Here is a 21,376-nt window from a genome sequence, read left to right as displayed (position 1 = left end):
CAGATGGCGCATTTCGCAGCGGGCGATTGAAACGGCCCGTCTAAGTGTTTTCCGGGTATCCGGCATTTATCAGGCTCGGGTCTAATCCCTGAATGTTTTCTGCGCCTTCGGGAATGTGCAAGCTGGTATCGTGCAGATCCGTTCCGATGGGTTCGACCAGGCCGCCGAGTATTGTGCCCAGGAAGCCTTCGACCAGGGCGTTGAAAGACAGGTTGTTTTCCGGGCGCACGAAGCCGTGGCCTTCATCCGGGTAGAGGGCATAGGTAACCGGTATGCCCTGGGTTTTCATAGCAGCGACTATCTGGTCGGCTTCCTGTTGTTTCACTCGTGGGTCGTTGGCGCCCTGGCCGATAAGCAGCGGCTTGCAGATTCGGTGTGCATAAGTCAGGGGTGAGCGCTCTTTGAGAAAGGCACGGCCCGATTCAGTTCGTGGGTCGCCCACACGGTTGGCAAACATATTGAATATTGGCGCCCAGTAGGGTGGGATGGATTCCAGCAACGTAATCAAGTTGGAGGGGCCGACTATATCAACACCACCGGCGAACACCTCTGGAGTCAAAGTCAGGCCCGCCAGGGTGGCATAGCCGCCATAGGAACCGCCCATAATGGCAACTTTGTCACGCTGGGCGATGCCGCCTTCAACAGCCCAGTCAACGGCGTCGATCAGGTCATCGTGCATCTTTCTGCCCCATTCCCGGTCGCCAGCGTTGATAAACGCTTTGCCGAAACCGTTGGAGCCACGGAAGTTGACACTGAGTACCGCATAGCCCCGGTTGGCGAGCCAGAGGTGGTAGGCATTCCACCCGTAGTTGTCGCGTCCCCAGGGGCCGCCATGAACCAGCAGCACCATGGGCAATGGCGCCGATGGTACGCCGGTTCGTTCCGGGTCGCTTTCTTCAGGCAAGCTGAGGTAGCTGACCAGGTTAAGCCCGTCGCGTGCGGTAATAATCGTCGGATGCATTGGAGACAACGGCGCGCCTTCCAGCTGTGGTCGGCTGGTGAATAGGAGATCAGCTGTTCGTTGGCTGCGATCATAGCGGTAGTAGTGCCGAGGTTGTTCCGGGGTGGTATAGGTAACAATCCATTGCTGGTCATCCAGCGTTCTGGAGGTGATTGTATAATCGCCGTTGCACAGCGTCTTAAGGAAGGCCAGGTCGTGTTCGATGCCCGGGGCCAGAGGCATCCAGTCCAGCCGTTCGTATTCCACTGCCGCTGCCTGCAACGTGCGCGTGCTTGGCTGGATCATCAGTTTGCTAATGTCTGCCCTGTCATCGGCCAGCAGCGTTTCGCGTTCGCCGGTGACGAGATTCCAGCGAATCAGGGCCGCGGTGTCACGCCCCCGGCTGTCGAACATGAGCAATTGATTGCTGTCGGATTCGAAGCCGACGATATTCGTGGTCATGGCGTCTTCTGCAGGAATTCGCTCAAGGGGGTGCCAGTTGCCCTGATCGTACTGATTCCATTGTATGGCGCCGTCGGCTTCCACTTCACCCGCCAGCCGAACCTGGAAGTCTCGATCCACGATGATGGTCTGAAAGCGCGGGTTCTCGACCAGTAGGGTGCACTCTGCAGTGAGCACATCAATGACGTAGAGGTCGTGATGTGATTCATCCCGGTCGTTCAAACCAATGACGACGCAGTTAGGGTGACGCTCGCTGAGCTGGGTAAACATCGCCGACACCCCGCTAATGGGTGTCAGGTCTCGGCTGTCCCCGGTTTCGATATCCAGAGCGTAGGCATGCCAGTTCTCGTCGCCGTTCTTATCCTGGGTGTAAAGCACCGCCCGGCTGTTGTAAGCCCAGTGGCATGACTGAATACCTCTATGGGTGTCATGGGTGATCGGTCGTGCGGCGCCGGGATCATCACTCGGCGCCAGCCAAATGTTCATGACACCGTCGAGCGGTGCCTGCCAGACCAGATACCGGCCATCGGGGCTGATCATGGCTGCGTTGCGTTCCGGATTACTGAACAGCTGTTTGCGGGGGATAAGCGGTGCTGTGGATTTCATGGTTCGGCTCCCTGGCTGGTTTCCCTGTCAGTTATGCTTTAACTCTACCACCCGGGCGCAGGTTTTGTAGACCGTCTTCAGGTAGGGGTTCAATATACCTGTGCTAAGCGCAGCGTTTACTGGAACAGTGAGCGATATAGCTGGCCTATTCGAATCATTGATTAATAAATGCTCATATATGGGACAGGTATTGGGTATGTTGCTAGTATAGACTGGTAGTAATGGAAGGTTTTCATCATGGCTCGGGGTGTACAGTGATAAAGAAGATACTGATCAGCATGTTGAAGCCCGGAATGTATGTCTCCGATCTGAATAACCAGTGGGTTCCGAGCAATAACGCATCTCGAAGTGGCAAAATTGGCAATCTGGCGACCATCGAGAAGATTAAGCGGCTTGGGGTTACCGAGCTGTATATAGACACCGCCAAAGGACTGGATTGCCCGGAGGCATTGCCGGCCGATGAACAAAAACAGATTCAAGCCCAGCAGCTGGAGTCGTTACAACTTCAGTCGGATGCCGGAACGGCCGTGAAACGGGTGCCTGTGTCGCAAGAGCGCGACCGGGCTGAAAAGCGTTACCAGCAAGCCCGCAATGTTCTGGACGAGGTGTTGAATGATGTCAAAAACAACCAGCCCATCGATGTGGCGGCGGTCGATGAGACCTCCGAAGAGCTGCTTGAATCGCTTAATACCAATGAAAATGCCCTGGCGTGCTTGTCTCATATTCGCTCAAAAGATACCTATCTTCTCCAACACTCGATAAACGTCGGCATTCTTCTGGGTATATTTGGTCGCTCAATGCGGCTTGAGCGCAACGTTTTAAAGGACCTTGTGATCGGCGGCATTCTGCACGATATAGGCAAGGTACTGGTGCCTGATTCAATATTGCACAAACCCGGCAAGCTTGAAGCTGAAGAGTGGGAAGAAATGAAGCGCCACGTCACCTATGGCGAGAAGATTCTGGACGTGACGGCCGGGTTGAGCGACCTGAGCCGGTCGATTTGCCAGCTTCATCATGAGCGGCTCGACGGCACGGGCTATCCGCGAAATAAAGCCGGGGAGCAGATCGATCGCTATGGCCGGATGGCGGCCATCTGCGACGTTTACGATGCCGTGACCGCAGACCGCGTCTACCACACGGGCATGGCGCCCGATATGGCGCTGAGAAAGCTGATTGAGTGGAGTGTTTTCCACCTCGACAAAGACCTGGTGTACGACTTTATCCGGTGCCTGTCGGTTTACCCGGTAGGAACGCTTGTTGAGTTGACACGAAACAGAGCCGGAGTGGTGGTTGAAGCCAACCGACGCAGCCCGAAACACCCTATGGTCAGAGTCTTCTACAATACCGTGAACCGGCATCAGGTTGAGCCGGTGCTTGTCGACCTTTCCAGCGAAAAAGCGAAGTACGACATCGTCGGGACGCTGGACGCTCGTCAGTTAAACCTGGATGTCACGCCATTTCTGTAACGTAATGATCCCATTTGGCTGGTTCTATGCGGCCCGGTGGTCAGCCGATGGTGGACCAGGGTGTTAACCCGTGTGCCAGGGCGCGTTTCCTGACAGGTGGGTCACCCTGGCCTTATTAGAGCAACGTCAGCAAGGTTCGTCAGAACCACACAGGGTGACACTGAAAATGCCGTTGGTACCGTCGACAAAGCGCAAGCCCACAATCATGTTGGCGGCCTGATCGATTTGGAAGTCGAGGACCTCCATGACGGTGCCGTAGTCAATGTCACCCACTGAAAACGACTGGCCTTCCCGCACCATCAATCGCGTGTACCCATTGGGGCTTGAAACAAACAGCGCTTCAGTGCCAAAGGCCGTGAGCCCCTGGAAGCCAATCCAGCCGTTGTTGTTCAATTCGATCCTCGGCCCGGTTCCCGGTACGGATACCAGGTCGAGATCAACGGTTGAACTGTCCAGCAGCCCGCGAACCGCATCGCCTTCCTGGAACCGACGCTTCGCGGTGCCATCTTGCCAGACAATCAGGGCGTCTTCTGTGTCTACCGAACCCGCATTCACGAGAAATGCCGCTGTGTTGTCGGCAGCAGAAAATGAGCTGCCTCCGCCGATGAAACCGGTGATTTCCTGGGTGGTTCCGTCTTCCAGCAAGAACGGCAGGCCAATGCGGGCGATCCGGGTATTGGACGTGCCGGTTGCGTTTGTATACAGGCCTCTGTTGCCCACACCTGCGACGTCTCTTTGGGTGAAGTAGAATACTTCGCCGTTGTCTGTGATCTGTAAGGTGGCTGTTTGCAAACGATCAATGTAGTCGCTGACTGATCCACCGGCTTCCCGTGCCACTTCAGTATGTGAGCCGTCTGTATCCCGGACATACACCCCTGAATTGTTATCGGTGGGTACTCCGTTAATTGCCAGGCCGTAGGCAAGCTGGCCGGATGCATTCTGGCTGTATTGTTTGAACGCACTGAACACACCGATATCAAGGTTGCCCGGAAGTTCGGTCTGGCTGGTACTCAGTGACTGGAGCTTGGTGCCATCACCTTTGATGGTCCAGATGGTCGAGTCGTAAAAGTCAGAGTCATCGTCGGTTCGAAAGGCGTCTGTGTTGGACCCCAGTTGGAAAGTAATGCCACCGGATGCATCGATACTGAGGTTGGTAAAAACCCGGTTCGCGGTGATGTTTTCCGAGAAGTAAACGCTTGCGCCGGCGTCTAGCGTCGGGAAGGCCGTACCGCCCCTGCCAGGCTCGCCTTCACGGGCCATTAGCGCTGTGGTGCCGAACGTATTGCGTAACAGGACTTCATTGTTGAACCCGTCAACATCGTCGGTCAATGTATTGTCGAGATTGAGCAACCCGCCAAATAAAATGTGGCCGTTATCGGCTATCCAGACATCGTAGAACCCGTTGTAGCTGGCATCGCTTGCAGGCAAGTTGTCATCATCGGGTTGGACGAGCGTTAAACCGGTTCCGGATTCATATTTAAAAATGCCATCACGGGCACTGCCGCTGCTGTCGGTCTGGTCGGTCACTCCGTGTATGGCAATGGTGCCCGGACCATTGACGTCGAAGTCGAACGCAGTTCCGATGTTGCTGCTGAACACAGCACTGCCCATGTCCGGCGCTGAATCGCCACTGACGACGATCGGTGTGATGCCAGGTGACACCGTATCCAGCGTTACTATATCGGAATCGATGCATTGTTCCGCGTCACATGCCTCAACAATAAAGCGGGCGTTGGTTATTTCGCTGAGGTTGATGTTGTACACGTATTCGTTACTGGTCAGGTCCGGCCCGAGTTGGGAATAGCCACTCATGCTGTCCGGGTCTTCATGGATGCGATAGAAATCAGCGCCTGTCATATCGCGCCAGGTGAATCGCAATTGCCAGTTGTCATAGTCAACCGATACGGTTGGCGCGACCAGGCCTTCAATGGGCCCCGGGTCGCTATCGCTGGTGTCTTCGGTATCGTCAGCGTCGTCGCTGGAACTGCTGCCGCAGCCTACCAGGAGCAGTGTGGGAATGATGATCAGGCTGATCATGACCTGACGCAGGGGAGAGGGTGGCGTTATGAGTTTGATGTCCATGACCGTCTATTCCTTCAGCGAATGTCAGTTCACTGTACGAGGGTCAGGGTTCACAATCTGCTCCATTTTATGTTCACTTTTCGCGCAATTTCAGCTCTTCAGCCCACCATTCCAGTTCTACCAGCTTGAGGGCTTCTGTAAGGCGGCGGCGGTAGGTGGCATAGGATAAGGCCAGCCGGTCAGCGGCGGCTTGCTGGTTGGGCGCCGGCCGTAAATAGGTGGCTTGTAACACTCGCGCATGGTCTCGGGTCGTGGCTTGCGACTCAAGTCGTTCGCAGGTTGTTTCAAGCTGGCGCTGAAGGCTTTGTGCGCGGGTGACCCGGTCCTGGTTCGGGCCATGTTGGAGCACCAGTTTGCTGTCGACCAGGGCGTTGGATTGCAGTCGGTCGAGTCGGGTAGCGCTGCGAAATGCCTGACGCAGAGCGCTCTGGAAGGCCTTTTTATCCGGCAAAGGTGCTGTTGCCACTGACACTCTGCTGATCGGTTCTGCCAGGCCAAACGCCTGTCGATAGGCGTTTCGTAGCCAGTTGATGCCAGCCCGGTTGTCGGCGCTCCAGTCCTGGTATAAAACCATGGCTGGCGTTCCGCGTCGCCGGGGCATGGTGATTTCAGCATCGGAGTGACCAAAACGAGCCATCGCCCGCCGCCATTCAGGGGTGTCTCCCTGAACACTGCCCATCACCGCTGGCGTGACACTGGCCGATAGAAAAGCGGCGTGCGAAAAAGCCTGCGTGTAGACCGAAGACGCCGCCATGTCCTGGTCGCTGTGCAGCCAGAACCGTTGTAGAACAACGGTTCCCGAGTGCTTTAATGTCTGCCTGGCCAGGCACAGAAAGTCTGCACACACCGGGTCTGCTTCCTGCACGTGTGCGGGTAACCGGTCGACCCGCAGAATCTGAAAGAAACCGACGGCTTTACCGGCACTGTCCCTGACAACAGTCAGTGACTCGGGCTGACAGGTGTGAAACTGATGAACCAGGTCAACGGCATGGTCATTTTCGAAGCGTCGCACCATGTCATCAATGGACGGCCAGTCCGCCGGGTGAAGACTGTCGACGTAAACGTCTCCCGGATCCGGCTTGCTCATGGTTTGCTGAATATCAATGTCCCGCAGCAAAAAGAAGGCGTCCTGTATGAGCCCGATTCGGTCTTCGGCCGCGTGTTCAAGCCGATCATGGATGTAGGTAAAGGCCCGGTCTCCCAGTTCAATCAGCCGGCTAGGCTGGCGCTGCTTAAGCTCGTCGGTGAAAGCCTGGCGCAGCAGATCGTGAGGGAACAGGCCGTTCCTTCCGGCTTCAATGTATGACTGCGAAGCCAGCCAGTCGTATAAGTCAGCCGCTTCATGGGCGTGCAGTTTGAGCATGCTGGCCAGCATGGATTCATTCATCTGGCGGACCGTACAGCAGGCTTCAAGTGCCGCTCGCTGATGTGTGCTGTCGAGGCTGTCGACCAGTCTCTGATGCCAACTGCGAGCTAGGCTGCCAGAGAGCCCCTCCTGCTTGCCGATCGAATCGGTATAGAGTGCCAGCGCCAGCGGATTCCCCCGGGCAAACTGTCGGGCGCGCTCAAAGCCTGAGGCTTCTATGCCGCGCAGTGTTAAGTAGTCATCCACTTCGGTGTCGGTAAACGGTGACAGGGTTATCTGGCGATGTTCATCGATCCAGACCGGGTCGGTTCGCCACTCCAGGGCGGGCGGATTCCGACCGGCCAGGATAAGTCTGAAGCCCAGAGTGTGCGTGGGTATGAATACGTCCCTCAGCCAGCCTTCCAGGGGTGCCAGGCATTCAAAGGTGTCAATGATCAGTAGGTGCGGCTCTTTTTCTCCAACGCCTTTTTCGTCACGCAAAGACTGAATGGCAGCGGTAAACAAGTTGGGGTTGGGAGGTAGGTTACGGGCATCGAACCACAAGATGGGGCGTTCGTAACGGGTATCCTGAAGAAAGGCTTTTAACAGTGTTGTTTTGCCGACCCCGCCAGGCGCACACAGGTGCATGACCAGTCCGGGTTGTTTCGGGGATGCCGTAGCAAACGCTTCAATGGCCGCTTTTTCCGGATGGCGCCCGACCAGGAATCGTCGCCGGTTTCGATTCAGTCTGTCAGCCAGATCGTTCGGTTGAGACACATTGGATGCCCTGTTTGCATGAAGAAGATGTTTACACGGTTATCCAAGCCTAGCCAAACCTGCGCCAGATGTCCTGATTCTGGTCGGTTCATCTCTATCGTCAGAATGGTTAGAGGTTGCTGACTGACAACGGGTTCTGTTTATCAAACACCGGTTCTGCTTCGCCACACTCAATGATGTCTACCGAGTCGGGTAACTCTGTACGCTTATTGGCTGGTATCAGGTCGGTGTAAAAGCGGTCTACATATTTGAATGAAGCAACCTTGCAGTGCGAGTTGAGTGTCCATTTACTGCGATCAGCGACAAGCAAACGAGCCCGGGTATTGGAAATGATGGCGCGGCTGACTTCCGCTTCGCGAATGTCGTAGTCCATCAGGCCGTGGTTCAGGTCCATGCTACCGGTGCTGATGATGCCGTAGTCAGTAATGAAGGAACTGAAAAAGTTGGTGACTTCCGGGCCGACCACATCGTGATCGTTATGCCGGTATTGCCCGCCCGATACAATCACTTCGATACCCGGGTTTCCGGAAAGCGCCGAGGCGACACTCAGGTTGTTGGTTAGAATGCGCAATGACTGATGGTGAATCAGCGCCTGGGCGACCAGCTCTATGCTGCTGCCCACGCCCAGACTGACGGTAGCGTTTTCAGGTATGTCAGCCGCAACCCGCCGGGCGATCTGCTGCTTGGCCAGCAGATTACGGACTTTAGAGTCGCCCAGTGGGCTTTTTGAAGCACTGGTCGGCAAACTGACACCGCCGTAACGGCGGCGTAACAAACCCTGTTCGCAGAGTCGGTTGATATCCCGGCGAATGGTTTGGGTGGTGACACCGAAGCGCCGGGCTATGTCTTCAACTTCGACATGCTCCTGTTCGCGCACCCATTCGAGAATACTGTACTGCCGTTCTTTGGCACCCATTAGAATAAAGCCACTATCAGTAAACCCTTGTTGATTTTGTACGAGGCGCGCCTCGGCATGGTCCAACCCGGTGAACAGAACATCAGCTTTGCCAAATCCATACTAGCGGATTTTCGGGCGAGTTTCGACTGGCTGAAGATGCCACAGGCAGCGCCCGGGCATCGTTTGCCGGCCTCAAATTACCTTCTTGCGCAGGGCGCTGGTTACCGCTTCTCCCAGAATAACCAGTGCGACAATCGCCAGCAGAATGGTGGCAACGGTCTGCCAGGCAAAGAGGTCAATCGACCCTTGCAGCAACACTCCTATGCCTCCAGCGCCCACCAGGCCGAGCACGGTGGATTCGCGAATGTTGATGTCCCAGCGCAGAATAATGATGGCAAAGAACGCCGGCATCACCTGAGGCACAATGGCGTACAGCACAATCTTCATTTTGCTGGCGCCAGTGGCTTCCATGGCTTCAACCGGACGCCGGTCGATTTCCTCAATGGCCTCGCCCATCAGCTTGCCGATGAAACCAACCGACCGGAACATCACCGCGAGAATCCCGGCCAGCACACCCGGGCCGAAAATGGCCACGAAGAGCAGCGCCCAGATGATGGTGTTTACCGAGCGGCTGGAGACCAGAATGAACCGGCCCAGCCACAGCGTAGCCTTGTTCGGCGTGGTGTTCTGTGCCGCGATGTAGGAGACCGGCAGGGCAATGAATATGGTCAGCATGGTCGACAGGGTGGCAATGTGTACCGTCTCCAGCATGGCGTGGAAAATGGCATTCCAGGTATCGAATCGTGGCGGCCACATGCGCGCGCCCAGGCTTTGAATCTGGTTGGGGGCATCCCAAACCCAGGGCCAGAAAATGTCGATGTCGCGTACCGCCCAGACAATGGCGATCAGCGTGATCAGATAAACCCCGTAGCGGGTCCACTGCTCCTTGCGGTCGTAGCGAGACCAGACGTGATCGGACAGTTTTGCTGCGTGATCTACCATACTTTTTTCCTCACCCATCCGCTGATGCCTTCACTGACCAGAATGATGCCGATGATCATCAGCAGAATGGCAAATGCGAAATCGTAATCGTAACGTCCAAAGGCGTTCATCAGCGTGCCACCGATACCACCGGCGCCGACAATGCCGACGACGGCCGAAGCACGCAAATTGCTATCGAGCTGGTACATAGACAAGCCAATCTGGCGCGGCATGATTTGCGGGAACACACCGTAAATCAGCATTTTCAGATAGCCCGCACCGACCGAACGCATGGCTTCAACCTGGCCCCAGTCGATCTCTTCTATTTCTTCTGCCAACAGCTTGGCGACAAAACCGATGGAGTAGAGCGTCAGGGTGAGAATGCCCGCCAGTGGTCCAAAGCCAACGGCTGCAACAAACAGAATGGCAACGATGACCGGATGAAAACTGCGCGACACAATGATGATGGTGCGCCCGAGCAAATACACCGGCAACGGAGCGACGTTGCGCGCTGCCATCACGGCGATGGGTACCGACAGAAACACACCCAGTAATGTCGATAGAAACGCGATCTGGAAGCTTTCCTTGAAACCGGTCCACAGCAGGCCAGCGCGTTCAAAGCTTGGTGGAAAGGCGCCGCCAAAAATTCTTGCCGCACGCGGCAAGCCTTCGGCAATGCGTTCCCAGTTGAATGGCAGTGTTGAAAATGCCCAATACAAATACACCAGAGTGATGGCAACCAGCCCATATCGAACCCAGGGGTTAGCAATAAAAGGTGGTTTCTTCCAGACCCTGCCCGACGACGCATCGGTAGCGGTTCTGACGGGTGTCATGCCAGTGCCTCCTGAGCCGTCTGGTGTTGCGGTTCACCACCGTCTTCTTCCGGCGATTCGATGCCGCCGTAGATGGCGTCCAGTGCGTCCTGATTAAAATCTTTGGGCGCGCCGTCGAATATCATCTGGCCATGGCGCATGCCGACAATGCGGTCGGTATACATACGGGCCTGAGTAACGTTGTGAATGTTAATCAACACGGGCAGCGACATTTCACTGGCCAGGGTTTGCAGCAGGCTCATGATTTGCTGGGAGGTCTTCGGGTCGAGTGAGGCGGTTGGCTCGTCGGCCAGCAGAATCTCCGGTTCCTGCATCAGAGCACGCACCACAGCAACTCGCTGGCGTTCACCGCCGGAGAGTTGGTCGGCCCGTTTATTGGCGTAGTGTGCGATGCCCACACGCTCCATCAGGTTGAAGGCACGCTCAATATCGGTTTGCGGAAAGCGGCGTGTCAGCGCCTGGAAAAACGACACATAACCGAGCCGCCCGGAAAGAACGTTTTCCATTACCGTCAGCCGGTCGATCAGGTTGAACCCCTGAAACACCATGCCGATGCGTCGGCGGGAATGGCGCAGCTCGCTGCCGCGAAGGTTGACCAGTTCATGACCGTTTAGCTTGATCGAGCCCGAGGTCGGTTCGACCAGTCGGTTTATGCAGCGCAGCATGGTGCTCTTGCCCGCACCGGACGCGCCGACGATCGACACGACACTGCTGCCCTCGACACTCAGATTAAGGCCTTTGAGCACTGGATCGTTGCGCCCGTATCGTTTTACCAGGTTGGTGATTTCTAACATCTGTTTCACTCCCGACGGTGCCTCCAGCCCTTGGGCGGAGGCACCCATTCTTATTTGAAGAGCTTATTGAAGGTTGTCGCGGGTGTACTGCACACCATTGGAGGCCTGAATGGTGCGGATGACGCGCCAGTTATCCTTGTAGTTAATCGGGATAAAGGTCTCAACACCTTCGAACTCTTCACCTAACTCGGTACCGGCGAATTCAAAGGTATAAAACGCCTGGCGGACCTTCTCGGCAAGCTCGGGGTGGAGGTTGTAGGCATGATTATAGGAGGTTGTCGGGAACCGATCCGACTCCCAGACCAGGCGTACGTCGTCTTCATCATAGAGACCGCGTGCGGCCATGCGTTCCACCACTTCCGAGGCGACCGGTGCCGCATCGTAGTCTTTTGCAACGACACCCAGCATTGACTGGTCGTGGCTGCCAGAGAACGAAATTTCATAGTCTTCACCCGGTACAACACCCATTTCAGGGAACAGGGCACGGGGTGCCTGGTTACCGGAATTGGAAGTCGGCGAGGTATGGGCGATGCGCTTGCCTTTCAGGTCAGCCATCTCATAGATGTCGGAATCGACATGGGTGTACACCTGCAGTGAATAACCAAACTGACCGGAGCTAGAGCCCATCAGCGCAAAGGGAACGGCGCCCGCCAGGTTAACCGCGAACGGCGTAGGCCCGGTGGAAAAGCCAGCCACATGCAAACGACCGCTGCGCATGGCTTCTACCTGGGCCGAGTTGGATTGCACGGCAAAAAAGCGTACATCTTTGCCCGTGACTTCAGCCAGATGGTCGATAAAAGGCTGCCAGATGTCGGAATAAATGGCCGGATCCTCAACCGGTGTGTACGCGAAAATCAACGTGTCCGGGTCAACCCATTGCGATTCATCGGCCGGCAAGTCAGCGACCAAATCACCGTCGGCGTCGCAATACATGGTATCGAGCGCACCGCGTTCGCATTCAGCCAACGCATGGCTGCTGACGCCAAGCAACAAAGCGGTTGCCATGGCAGTGGCCGTGGGTGAAAGGCGGGAGAGCATTGTTTTATGCAGATTCATGATTGGTTCTCCATTGGGTGCGGTCCATGCGTTAAGGCTCCATGCCTTGAATTGAACATCCTGAAAGGACCTGCCCCAGACGTTTGTTATTGTTAGATGTTCAATTGAACATTCATACTAACAGCAAACCTTCAATTGGCAAGGCGAACTGCGCCAAAAAAGTGCAAGCCTGGTGGCTGATAGCGATAAATTATTGAAATATAAGAAAGCAGTCATTGAATACCATGTTCAATTGAATTTCCTGGTGCGATCCTGTGCACCAGCGGCCGTGGATGGCTCCGGCCTTTTAGCCACAGTAATCCCCGGCGGCTGCAGATGAGTCTGTTACGGTGTTGTCAGTCGTTATCTATGACGATATATTCCGGGGCGTTAACCCCTAACGTCAGGAAGCGTGCTATGTGGATCCGTCAGGCGGTGTTGGCTGGACTGGCGGTGACGGCGCTGCTGATGGCGACGGCGGTTCAGGCACAGCAAATCACCCGGGTGGCTGCGGCTTCCCAACTGCGTTTCGTCCTGGAGGCGATCGCGACGCAGTATCGTGAGCGTTATCCACAAAACACGATCGACATTCAATACGGTTCGTCTGGCCGGTTTTACGCGCAAATCACCCACGGTGCCCCCTTCGATGTTTACCTCTCTGCAGATATGGACTACCCCGCTGCGCTGGTCGAGGCTGGCTTTGCCGCCAGTGAGGCGATGCCCTACGCCATCGGTCGCATTGCGATCTGGAGTAATACGGTCGATGCGCAATCGCTGGTGCTTGCTGACCTGGCCGATGAGCGTTTCCGCCGGGTGGCCATCGCCAACCCGCGGCTTGCGCCCTATGGCGCCCGGGCAGAAGAAGCGCTGATCTCTGCCGGCCTCTGGGACGCTCTGCAGCCACGGCTGGTTTATGGCGACAACGTCTCCGGTACTCTGCAACTGGTGCAAAGCGGCGCTGCCGAGGTTGGAATCGTAGCCCTGGCACAGGTGCTGAACCCGGTTATTGCGGCTCAGGGCGGTTACGCGCTGATCGACGTGGATGTTCACAGGCCGCTGGAACAGGGGCTGGTGGTGACCCGCCGTGCAGCGCAGAACGAGGTCGCCCGGCATTTCGCCGACTACCTGCGCGGGGTGGAGGCGGCAACCTTGTTTCAGACGTACGGGTATGATCTGCCCGCCGTCATTCCCTGAGGTGCTGAGATGGTGATAGCCGGCATCGCCGAGGCAGACTGGATAGCCTTGTTCCTGACACTCAGGCTCGCCCTGATCAGCACGGTTCTGCTGCTGGTGCTCTGTGTTCCCCTGGCCTGGTGGCTGGCGTTTACTCCCAGCCGGGCCAAGGTGCTGATTGAAGCGCTGGTAGCATTGCCGCTGGTGTTGCCACCAACGGTGATCGGGTTTTATCTGCTGATATTGCTGGGCCCGAGGGGCGCCATAGGCGGGGCGCTGGAGTCAATCGGGCTGACCCACCTGGCGTTCAGCTTTACCGGCCTGGTCATCGGGTCGATGGTCTATTCCCTGCCGTTTGTGGTGCAACCGCTGCAGAATGCCTTTCAAAGCCTGGGCACCCGGCCGCTCGAAGCCGCCGCCACCCTGCGTGCCGGGCCTATCGATCGCTTTATGACGGTTGTGTTGCCGCTGACACGGCGGGGTTTTCTCACCGCCTTTGTGTTGTCTTTTGCCCATACCCTGGGTGAATTCGGTGTGCTGCTGATGATTGGCGGTAGCATTCCCGGCCAGACGCAGGTTGCATCAATCGCCATCTACAACCACGTCGAGGCGCTTGACTACGGTGCGGCTCATGGCCTGTCGCTGGTGTTGCTGGTGCTGGCGTTTTCGTTATTGCTGGCGGTCTACGCCCTGAACCGGCGCTTTCGGCTGGTCGGGGTGGCGCAATGAAGGTCCGGTTTCAGCTTAAGCGGGGTGATTTCACGCTGGATGTGGCCTTTGAACTGGCTGACCGGGGCATTACCGCTGTTTTTGGTCGCTCCGGCTGTGGCAAAACAAGTTTGCTGCGGTGCATGGCGGGGCTTGAGCCGGAGGCCAGTGGGCAGTTGGACGTTGCCGGTGAAGTCTGGCAAGCGGGCCACCAGTGCCTGCCAACACATCGGCGTTCCCTGGGCTATGTGTTTCAGGAAGCCAGCCTCTTTGCCCACCTGACCGTAGAGCGCAATCTGCGCTATGGCTGGCGGCGGGTAGCGCCGTCGCATCGGCGCGTTGAGTGGCAGACGACCATCGAATTGCTGGGGCTGGCTCCCCTGCTGAATCGTTACCCGGATCAGCTCTCCGGTGGCCAGCGCCAGCGTGTTGCGCTGGGTCGGGCACTGCTGACGAGCCCCGATCTGTTGTTGATGGATGAACCCCTGGCCTCGCTCGACAGCGACAGCAAGGCTGAAATACTGCCTTATCTGGAGCAACTGCATCGCACTCTGGCGGTACCTGTTGTGTATGTCAGTCACAGCCAGGATGAAGTGTTGCGGTTGGCTGACCAGTTGGTTTTGATGGAGGACGGTCAAGTGCTGACCCAGGGCCCGGTCGCCCGGGTGCTCACTCGGCTCGATATGCCGCTGGCGCATCAGCAGGGCGCACAAGCTCTGTTGGAAGGCGTTGTAACCCGCCAGGATGAGGCCGACCACCTAACCGAGGTGATGTGCGATGGCCAGTCAGTCTGGGTCTCCCAGTTAAACCAGGCCTGTGGCACCCGGGTGCGTTTGAGCGTAGCGGCACGGGATGTAACGATCAGCCGGGTACCGGCGACCGACAGCAGTGTGCTTAATTGCCTGGCGGTTCAGATTGAGGCTCTGGAAGCCGATTCGCAGCCGGGGCATGTGCTGATCGCGCTCAGGCTGGGCACCCAGGTGCTGCTGTCGCGCATTACCGAACGCTCGCGCCGGCAACTGGCCTTGCAGCCGGGAGAGCGGATGTACGCACTGATTAAAGGCGTGGCGGTTCACTGAGGTTTCAGGCTGAAACGGTGCGCTGTTGTCACGCAGTAAGCGCCTGTGAGTATTGATCGGTTGGGCCGGGCTGGCCCCGGTTGCCTAGGGGCAATCGCCGGTGACGGCATAGCCAATAATGGTGCCATCGGGCCGGGTGGTTATGTTGTTTTTGCAGCCACGGATGTCCCAGATATGAAGTTGCTGTTCGTCAGCCGTCGCGTTGGAGCGGTATTCGGGTTGCCCCCATTGCTGGTACAGCAGTCGAACGTCTTGCCCAAGCAGGTTCTCGTCGTTTTGTGCTGGGGTTGGGGTGGTTGCACAGCCTGCCAGCACGGTCGCGGCTACAAGCCACAGCGCAATAAGGGTGACCGATATCTTTTGGACTGACATCCCAACGTTCTCTTTGGTTTTGGCTAGGGTTCCACAAAGGTAAACTCAGTATTTGCAATGAACAAGTTCACTCGTCGAAATTATCGCGTAATGCTCTTGGAATGAAGGAAATGTAGCCCGCGCAGATGCTATGGCCTGGGAATGGGTGGAGAAGCTGACGTTGCGAGCTGCGAGCTGCGAGTTAACAGCTCAAAGCTCATAGCTCATAGCTCGCAGCTCGAAGCTCACAACTTACAAAAACACCCGCCGTTTGAACCAGCCGATGAATCGCTGGCGCCGGTGATTGGCCGATTCGATAAACGTCAGGGTGGCGGGAATAACGACCAGCACCAGCAAGGTGCCATAGGCGAGCCCGAAGGCCAGCGAAGCGGCCATGCTTTTCACCAGCTGAGCCTGCACGGAGTCGGCTAGAAGAATGGGGATCAGCCCGACTACGGTGGTGATGGACGTCAGCATGACGGCGCGAAAGCGCTGACAACTGGCTTCAATAATGGCCATTCTTGAGTCGAGTTCCGGTTGTTCAGCCCGAATTTCCTGATAACGATTGATCAGAATAATAGCGTCGTTGATGATGATGCCGCCCAGGCCAAACAAGCCAAAGAACGACAGGAACGTCAGTTCAAAGCCAAGCAGCCAGTGCCCGAAAATAGCCCCGGTCATCCCGAGCGGTATGGCCGACATGACGGCCAGCGGCCAGCTGTAACTGCCGAACATCCACACTAGTATGAAGTAGATCAGGGCGAACCCGCCAAGGGCTGCGAAGATCAGGTTCTGCTGCATTTCCTGAATGTCCTGGGCGCTGCCCTGAATCTCGGCCGTCAGTCCGTAGCGGTCGAGAATGGGTTGCAGCTCCTGTGCGCGAATGTCGTTGGCAATGTCGGCCAGGTTAGCGTCTTCGCCGAGCACGTCGGCTTTCACTTCCACGCCCAGTTGGCCATTGTTGTGAAAGATGGAACTGAGTTCGCGTTCGGTTCGAAAATCGACAACGTCGGCCAGGCGCACATAGTGGCCTTCGCCGGTGCGAACCGGCAGGTCATACAAAGCGCCGGGGGCATCGCGATCGGCCTGGGCCAGTCGAACCATGACCGGGATGTCCTGGCCGTATTCGGTGAAGGTTTGTGCTTCGATGCCCATGAAGGCCTGGCGGATCTGGGCCGCAATGTCGGGCTCGGTTAAACCCAGGCCCCGGCCTGTGGCGTTCAGTTCAAAGAGGCGTTGTTCATCACCCCAGGGCAGGGTGTCGCGTACATTCGCGAGACCGCTGTAATCTTCGAGGCGAGTTTTTAATTCTTCCGCGCCCTGTTTGAGATCGGTCAGGCTGCGCCCGGCAAGAAAGAAAGTCAGCGTCGACTGGCCGCCGCCGCTCTCATTTTCTGTCGACAGATAGGAGACTTCGGGCCCGGTCTCAATGCGCCCGCCCCAGGCTTTCAGAAAATCGCCGTTGGAGACGGGGCGGTCATCGCGGTCGACCAGCCTGGCCTGAACCTGGGTGAAGCCTTCATCGGCGCTGTAAATCTCATACACCTGATCGATGATTGGCTGGCCGTTGCCCAGGGCTGTTTCGGTGTCGGCCAGCGCGGCTTTTGCCTGGGCGGTGTAGCGGTCAATGGCTGACTCTTCGGTGCCGTCGTAGAACTCGATGTAAGTCGTCACCATGTTGTCTTCGATGTTGTTCATATCGGTGACCGGCACCAGGCCGGACATCGGCAAACCGATGGCCACGGCAAACAGTCCGACGGCCAGGCTCAGTGTGACTGACCGGTTGCGGATGCCGAACGTGACGAAGGGGCGGTAATAATGCTCGCGCAGGTGGTGGATCTTTGTGTCCATGTAGAGGCGAAAGCGGCTGCGTTTCGGGTTATGCCCGTGAAAGCTGTGGTTCAGGTGGCCGGGTAATATCAGAAAGCATTCGATCAGCGAGGCAACAATTACGCTGATAATGACCACCGGTATCGGGCGCAGCAGTTCGCCGAACGGGCCTGGGACCAGTAACAGCGGAAAAAAGGCCGCGATGGTGGTTAGCGAACTGGCCATGACCGGACCAAACATGCGTTTGGCAGCAACCCGGGTGGCTTCGTCCGGGGCCAGGCCTTTTTCCATTTGAGTGACGGTTTCTTCACCGACGACGATGGCGTCATCGACAATAATGCCGAGCGCCATCAGGAAGGCGAACATCGACAGGAAGTTCATCGAACCGCCGGTGAAGTAGAGCAGAATCAGTGTGCCCAGCACCGACACCGGGATGCCCATGGCGGTCCACCAGGCGACACGCCGGTTCAGGAACACGAACAGAATGACGACCACCAGTACCAGGCCCATCAGGCTGTTTTGCAACAGCATGTCCATGTTTCCCTGCACGAATTCAGACATGTCCCACCAGACCACGATGTCGGTTCCGGCCGGTAAGTCGGGTCGAACGTCATCGAGCCAGTCATAGATGATCTCGCTGGTGTCGAGGCTGTCGAGATGATCGGAGCGGTAAATCAGCATCCGGGCGACGGGCTGCCCTTCGAGCACATAATGGCGAGCGCCTGGGGCGACCTGACGGTTAACGTCCGCCAGCGTTGATAGCGGTTGCTGACTGGCAAGGGGCAGGTCGGTTAACGCGATGGCGCCATCGGCGCGACGCTGGCTGATGACCGAGGCCCGGGAGAAATCGGTTCCAACCTGGCCGGCGCTGTCGTCGCGGTTAGCAGTACGAACCTGATGGGCGATGTCGTTCAGAGACTGGCCATTGGCCAGCAGGCGTTCGAGTGGCACATCAATGGCGATTTCCTGATCGGGAAACCCCCGTACGTCGATGTCCGCAATGCCTCGGGACATTAATTCGTTTTTGAAATCGTGCACCAGGGGGCGCAATTCGCTCAGTGGCCCGGAAGAGCGTATGAGCAGCGAGAATACCGCTTCCTTCTCGACCACTTGCTGGTGCTTGGGTGTCTCTGCACCGTCGGGCAGATCACTGAAACCGCTCAGCTGGCCTGACATGTCCGACAGGGCGCTGTCCATGTCGGCATCCATCGAATAGCGCACGATGATCCGGCTGTGCCCCTGGCTCGACCAGGACCAGACCTCTTCAACGTCGTCCAGTTGTCGGAAGGCCTGTTCCAGCGGGGTGGTCAGGTAGGTTTCAACCGCCTGGGCATTCGCTTCCGGCCAGGCCGTCGATACCTCAATGCCCGGCAAACTGTAATCGGGCATCAATTGGGTTGGTAACCGGCTGAGCGCCATTAAACCAAACAGCACAACAACGATCATGATCAGGTTGGCGGCGACCCGGTGCTGACTGAAATAGGCCAGGAGGCCGTGGTTATTCTGCGCAGTCATAAAGTAACCCCGGCCGGTTCGACCGATTCAGCATCGGCCTGTGGGTCTGGATCCGGGTCGACACCAGGCTCGTGAACACGCATGCCGGTAATGGGGTTGTTCAGGCGGGTGGTTAACAGCCGCAGATCGCCTGTGAGTTCCGGCCCCTGAACCACCAGCCAGCGCTTATCGCCTTCCTGGTTGATGCCCAGAATGTCGACCGGTTCAGCCTGCAGGCGGCGCTCGTCGGTGATGCGATACAGCCAGCCGTCCTGAAAAACAGCCGCTTCAGGGACCCGGTAACTGAATCTGGCCGGCAGTTGTACGGTGGCCCTGGCGTAACCACCTGGTAGCCAGCCCGAAGGGTCGGTCAGAGTGAACCAGGCGGTAAAGCCACTCTGGCTGGTATTCAGTTGGGCCTGGGCGCGGTCGAATTGAAGCTCCGTCTCGCGATTGCCCTGCGTCACAGTGGCAGCAAGCGCTTCCTCCTCCCCTGCAAGGGCATGGGGCAGTTGCACTTTCAATTGCAGGGCGTCATCCGAGTACAGGGTGAGCAATGCCTGGCCCGGCTGGGTAGTTTGGCCGAGGCGTATCGCCACGCTGCCAATGCGGCCGGCAAAGGGGGCTCTAATATCGGTCTGGTCCAGGGTACGTTGCGCACGTTCCAGGTTGAGCGCTAGCTTGGTTCGGCTGGCATTCAGTCGGGCCAGCTCGGCGGGATGACTGTCGACGCTGGTGCGGTGTTGCAAGACGCTCAATTGCTGCTGGTCGACTTGTTGTTGAAGGTCTTCCAGTTGTTGCTGGGAGGCGAGCCCGCGTTCGGCCAACCGCTGTTGTTGCACAAGGCGCGACTGCACTTGTTCAAGTTCGGCGGAGGCAACCGCCAGAGCCCGGGTTTCCTGAACTTGCTGCAATTGGCGGATGTCAACTTGAGAGGTGATATCGGCGAGGTCGGCTTCGGCCTGTTCGCGTTGCTGGCGGCTATCGAAGTCATCCAGTCGCAGCAGCAGGTCTCCGGATTCAACCCGACTACCTTCCGTTACATTCAGTTCAATAACGTCGGCACTCTGCGTTGTTGTCACAGTAAGCTGACGCGCCGCTTCAAGTTGACCGACCAAGCGAATTTCGGGGTGATGAAAACCGGCTTCAGCCCGAACGCTTTCAATGCGCCACTCGGTTTCCGACGCCTCGGTTTTTTCCGGCTCGGGCGTCTGGTTCATCATGATTCCAACGGCCGTCCCGGCCGCCGCCAAAATAGCGGCGCTTACTAACAGCGTCTGCCAGGTTTTCATTCATACTCTCCTTGTCGCCCCTTGGTTGGGCTGTTGTTATTCAAAACGCAAAGTGTTCAGCGTTTTGCCAGGTCGTAACAGTGCCAGCGGTCATATTACTGCCTGTGACTTTTGGATAATGAACAACCGGTCACGCCGGGTTGTTCATTTGGTTTAACCCTGGCTCGTATTGGCTGATCGTCACATCTTTGGCCGCTAATGTTGACGGCTACACCGTTGCGATATAGAACGGAGTGATCAGTTTAGGAGTCGCCGGATACTATGAAAGCCATTATTTATCGCCGCTACGGCACGCCTGAAGTGATGCAGCTGCGTGAACAGCCGGTGCCCATTGCTGGCAAGGGCAAGGTGCGGGTTAAAGTCCATGCCACTGCCATCAATGATTGGGACTGGACGCTCCTGCGTGGCCAGCCTCATCTGCTGCGTTTATTCTCCGGGCCATTCAAACCCAAGATAACGATTCTGGGAACGGAAGTCGCGGGTGTTGTTGAAGCACTGGGGGAAGGCGTAACGCGCTTTGCCGTGGGCGACCGAGTATATGGCGATTTGTCGGAGGCTGGGTTCGGCGGTTTTGCAGACTATGTCAGCGTACCGGAAAATGCCATGCATCCCATGACTGCTAACATGACGTTCGAGCAGGCGGCTGCGTTGCCCCATGCCGGGTTGCTGGCATTACAGGGCCTGGTCGGGGCAGGCGCTATCCGGCACGGGGACCGGGTGCTGATTAATGGCGCTGGCGGCGGGGTAGGCGCGATAGGCCTGGGTATTGCAAAAACCTATGGTTGCAGGGTAACTGGTGTGGATAAAGCATCAAAACTCGGCGCGCTGAACGCGATGGGATTTGATGAAACGCTCGACTACGAACAAACGGATTTTACCCGGCACGGACAACGCTACGATCTGGTGCTGGATGCCAAAACGACACACTCACCCTTACGGTATTTGAACGCACTGGAACCCGGTGGGCGTTACGTATCGGTGGGCGGGTATTTGCCAAAACTGTTTCAGCTGTTTTGCGCGGGCCCGCTTATCCGCAAGGTGACGAAAAAGCAGTTGACCATACTGGCACTTAAGCCAAACCAGGGGCTAGACAGACTCAATGATTTATTTGAAGCCGGTGCGTTGAATTGCATGATCGACGGGCCTTTTGCCCTGACCGACGTACCCGCCGCCATGGCTCGATTTGGTCGGGCTGATCACCTGGGCAAGATTGTGATAAAGGTGGAGTAG

The 21,376-nt window shown here is 57.0% G+C and carries 16 protein-coding genes; 5 read left to right on the top strand and 11 right to left on the bottom strand.

The genetic code is table 11. The annotated features are described in order from the left end of the window. Positions 1 to 40 precede the first annotated feature (40 nt). Entirely contained in the window at positions 41 to 2,008 is a 1,968-nt protein-coding gene (locus tag ABJT94_RS01115) for a S9 family peptidase (RefSeq protein ID WP_348473822.1), read from the bottom strand. Between the two features lie 221 nt (positions 2,009 to 2,229). On the opposite strand from ABJT94_RS01115, the gene ABJT94_RS01110 reads away from it, so the two are divergent. After that, positions 2,230 to 3,474 carry an HD-GYP domain-containing protein gene (locus tag ABJT94_RS01110; RefSeq protein ID WP_348473820.1) on the top strand — a complete coding sequence of 415 codons (1,245 nt, stop codon included), beginning with the start codon at positions 2,230 to 2,232 and terminating at the stop codon, positions 3,472 to 3,474. Positions 3,475 to 3,600: 126 nt separating this feature from the next. Here the strand turns inward: ABJT94_RS01110 and ABJT94_RS01105 are convergent, their stop codons facing one another. The 7 genes from ABJT94_RS01105 to phnD all read right to left on the bottom strand — a co-directional run bounded on the left by ABJT94_RS01105 (position 3,601) and on the right by phnD (position 12,222). After that, a complete protein-coding gene (locus tag ABJT94_RS01105) occupies positions 3,601 to 5,556 on the bottom strand; it encodes a choice-of-anchor tandem repeat NxxGxxAF-containing protein (protein WP_348473819.1) in 1,956 nt (651 codons plus the stop codon). Positions 5,557 to 5,629: 73 nt separating this feature from the next. Next, a complete protein-coding gene (locus ABJT94_RS01100; RefSeq protein ID WP_348473817.1) occupies positions 5,630 to 7,678 on the bottom strand; it encodes a hypothetical protein in 2,049 nt (682 codons plus the stop codon). 109 nt (positions 7,679 to 7,787) lie between these two features. After that, positions 7,788 to 8,594, bottom strand: coding sequence for a DeoR/GlpR family DNA-binding transcription regulator (locus ABJT94_RS01095; protein WP_348473815.1), 807 nt, complete (start codon positions 8,592 to 8,594; stop codon positions 7,788 to 7,790). A gap of 174 nt (positions 8,595 to 8,768) precedes the next feature. Beyond that, positions 8,769 to 9,578, bottom strand: coding sequence for a phosphonate ABC transporter, permease protein PhnE (gene phnE / locus ABJT94_RS01090; RefSeq protein WP_348473814.1), 810 nt, complete (start codon positions 9,576 to 9,578; stop codon positions 8,769 to 8,771). Continuing rightward, entirely contained in the window at positions 9,572 to 10,390 is an 819-nt protein-coding gene (gene phnE / locus ABJT94_RS01085; RefSeq protein WP_348473812.1) for a phosphonate ABC transporter, permease protein PhnE, read from the bottom strand. Before phnE (ABJT94_RS01085) ends, phnE (ABJT94_RS01090) begins: the two co-directional genes overlap by 7 nt. Then, on the bottom strand, positions 10,387 to 11,184 hold the full coding sequence (gene phnC / locus ABJT94_RS01080; protein ID WP_348473810.1) for a phosphonate ABC transporter ATP-binding protein: 798 nt from the start codon (positions 11,182 to 11,184) through the stop codon (positions 10,387 to 10,389). The genes phnE (ABJT94_RS01085) and phnC overlap by 4 nt, the downstream gene beginning before the upstream one ends. 63 nt (positions 11,185 to 11,247) lie before the next feature. Next, positions 11,248 to 12,222 carry a phosphate/phosphite/phosphonate ABC transporter substrate-binding protein gene (gene phnD / locus ABJT94_RS01075; RefSeq protein WP_348473898.1) on the bottom strand — a complete coding sequence of 325 codons (975 nt, stop codon included), beginning with the start codon at positions 12,220 to 12,222 and terminating at the stop codon, positions 11,248 to 11,250. Positions 12,223 to 12,636: 414 nt separating this feature from the next. Here phnD and modA point away from each other — a divergent pair, with 414 nt between their 5' ends. The 3 genes from modA to modC are packed head-to-tail and all read left to right on the top strand — an operon-like array spanning position 12,637 to position 15,179. Continuing rightward, a complete protein-coding gene (gene modA / locus ABJT94_RS01070) occupies positions 12,637 to 13,413 on the top strand; it encodes a molybdate ABC transporter substrate-binding protein (protein WP_348473809.1) in 777 nt (258 codons plus the stop codon). Positions 13,414 to 13,422: 9 nt separating this feature from the next. Further along, positions 13,423 to 14,121 carry a molybdate ABC transporter permease subunit gene (gene modB / locus ABJT94_RS01065; protein WP_348473807.1) on the top strand — a complete coding sequence of 233 codons (699 nt, stop codon included), beginning with the start codon at positions 13,423 to 13,425 and terminating at the stop codon, positions 14,119 to 14,121. Continuing rightward, positions 14,118 to 15,179: a molybdenum ABC transporter ATP-binding protein gene (gene modC / locus ABJT94_RS01060; protein ID WP_348473805.1), complete on the top strand. Its 1,062-nt coding sequence runs from the start codon at positions 14,118 to 14,120 to the stop codon at positions 15,177 to 15,179. Before modB ends, modC begins: the two co-directional genes overlap by 4 nt. Positions 15,180 to 15,263: 84 nt before the next feature. Here the strand turns inward: modC and ABJT94_RS01055 are convergent, their stop codons facing one another. From ABJT94_RS01055 to ABJT94_RS01045, 3 genes are all read right to left on the bottom strand, one after another. Beyond that, a complete protein-coding gene (locus ABJT94_RS01055; protein WP_348473804.1) occupies positions 15,264 to 15,551 on the bottom strand; it encodes a hypothetical protein in 288 nt (95 codons plus the stop codon). A gap of 231 nt (positions 15,552 to 15,782) precedes the next feature. Next, a complete protein-coding gene (locus ABJT94_RS01050) occupies positions 15,783 to 18,875 on the bottom strand; it encodes an efflux RND transporter permease subunit (RefSeq protein WP_348473802.1) in 3,093 nt (1,030 codons plus the stop codon). Next, positions 18,872 to 20,146, bottom strand: coding sequence for a biotin/lipoyl-binding protein (locus ABJT94_RS01045; protein ID WP_348473801.1), 1,275 nt, complete (start codon positions 20,144 to 20,146; stop codon positions 18,872 to 18,874). Before ABJT94_RS01045 ends, ABJT94_RS01050 begins: the two co-directional genes overlap by 4 nt. 261 nt (positions 20,147 to 20,407) lie before the next feature. Here ABJT94_RS01045 and ABJT94_RS01040 point away from each other — a divergent pair, with 261 nt between their 5' ends. Next, positions 20,408 to 21,376 (top strand): NAD(P)-dependent alcohol dehydrogenase, encoded by a 969-nt coding sequence (locus ABJT94_RS01040; protein WP_348473800.1) that lies wholly within the window; start codon positions 20,408 to 20,410, stop codon positions 21,374 to 21,376.

This window comes from Saccharospirillum sp., from assembly GCF_039982735.1.
In the GTDB taxonomy this organism is placed as follows: domain Bacteria; phylum Pseudomonadota; class Gammaproteobacteria; order Pseudomonadales; family Natronospirillaceae; genus Saccharospirillum.
This window is presented reverse-complemented; position numbering and strand designations above follow the sequence as displayed.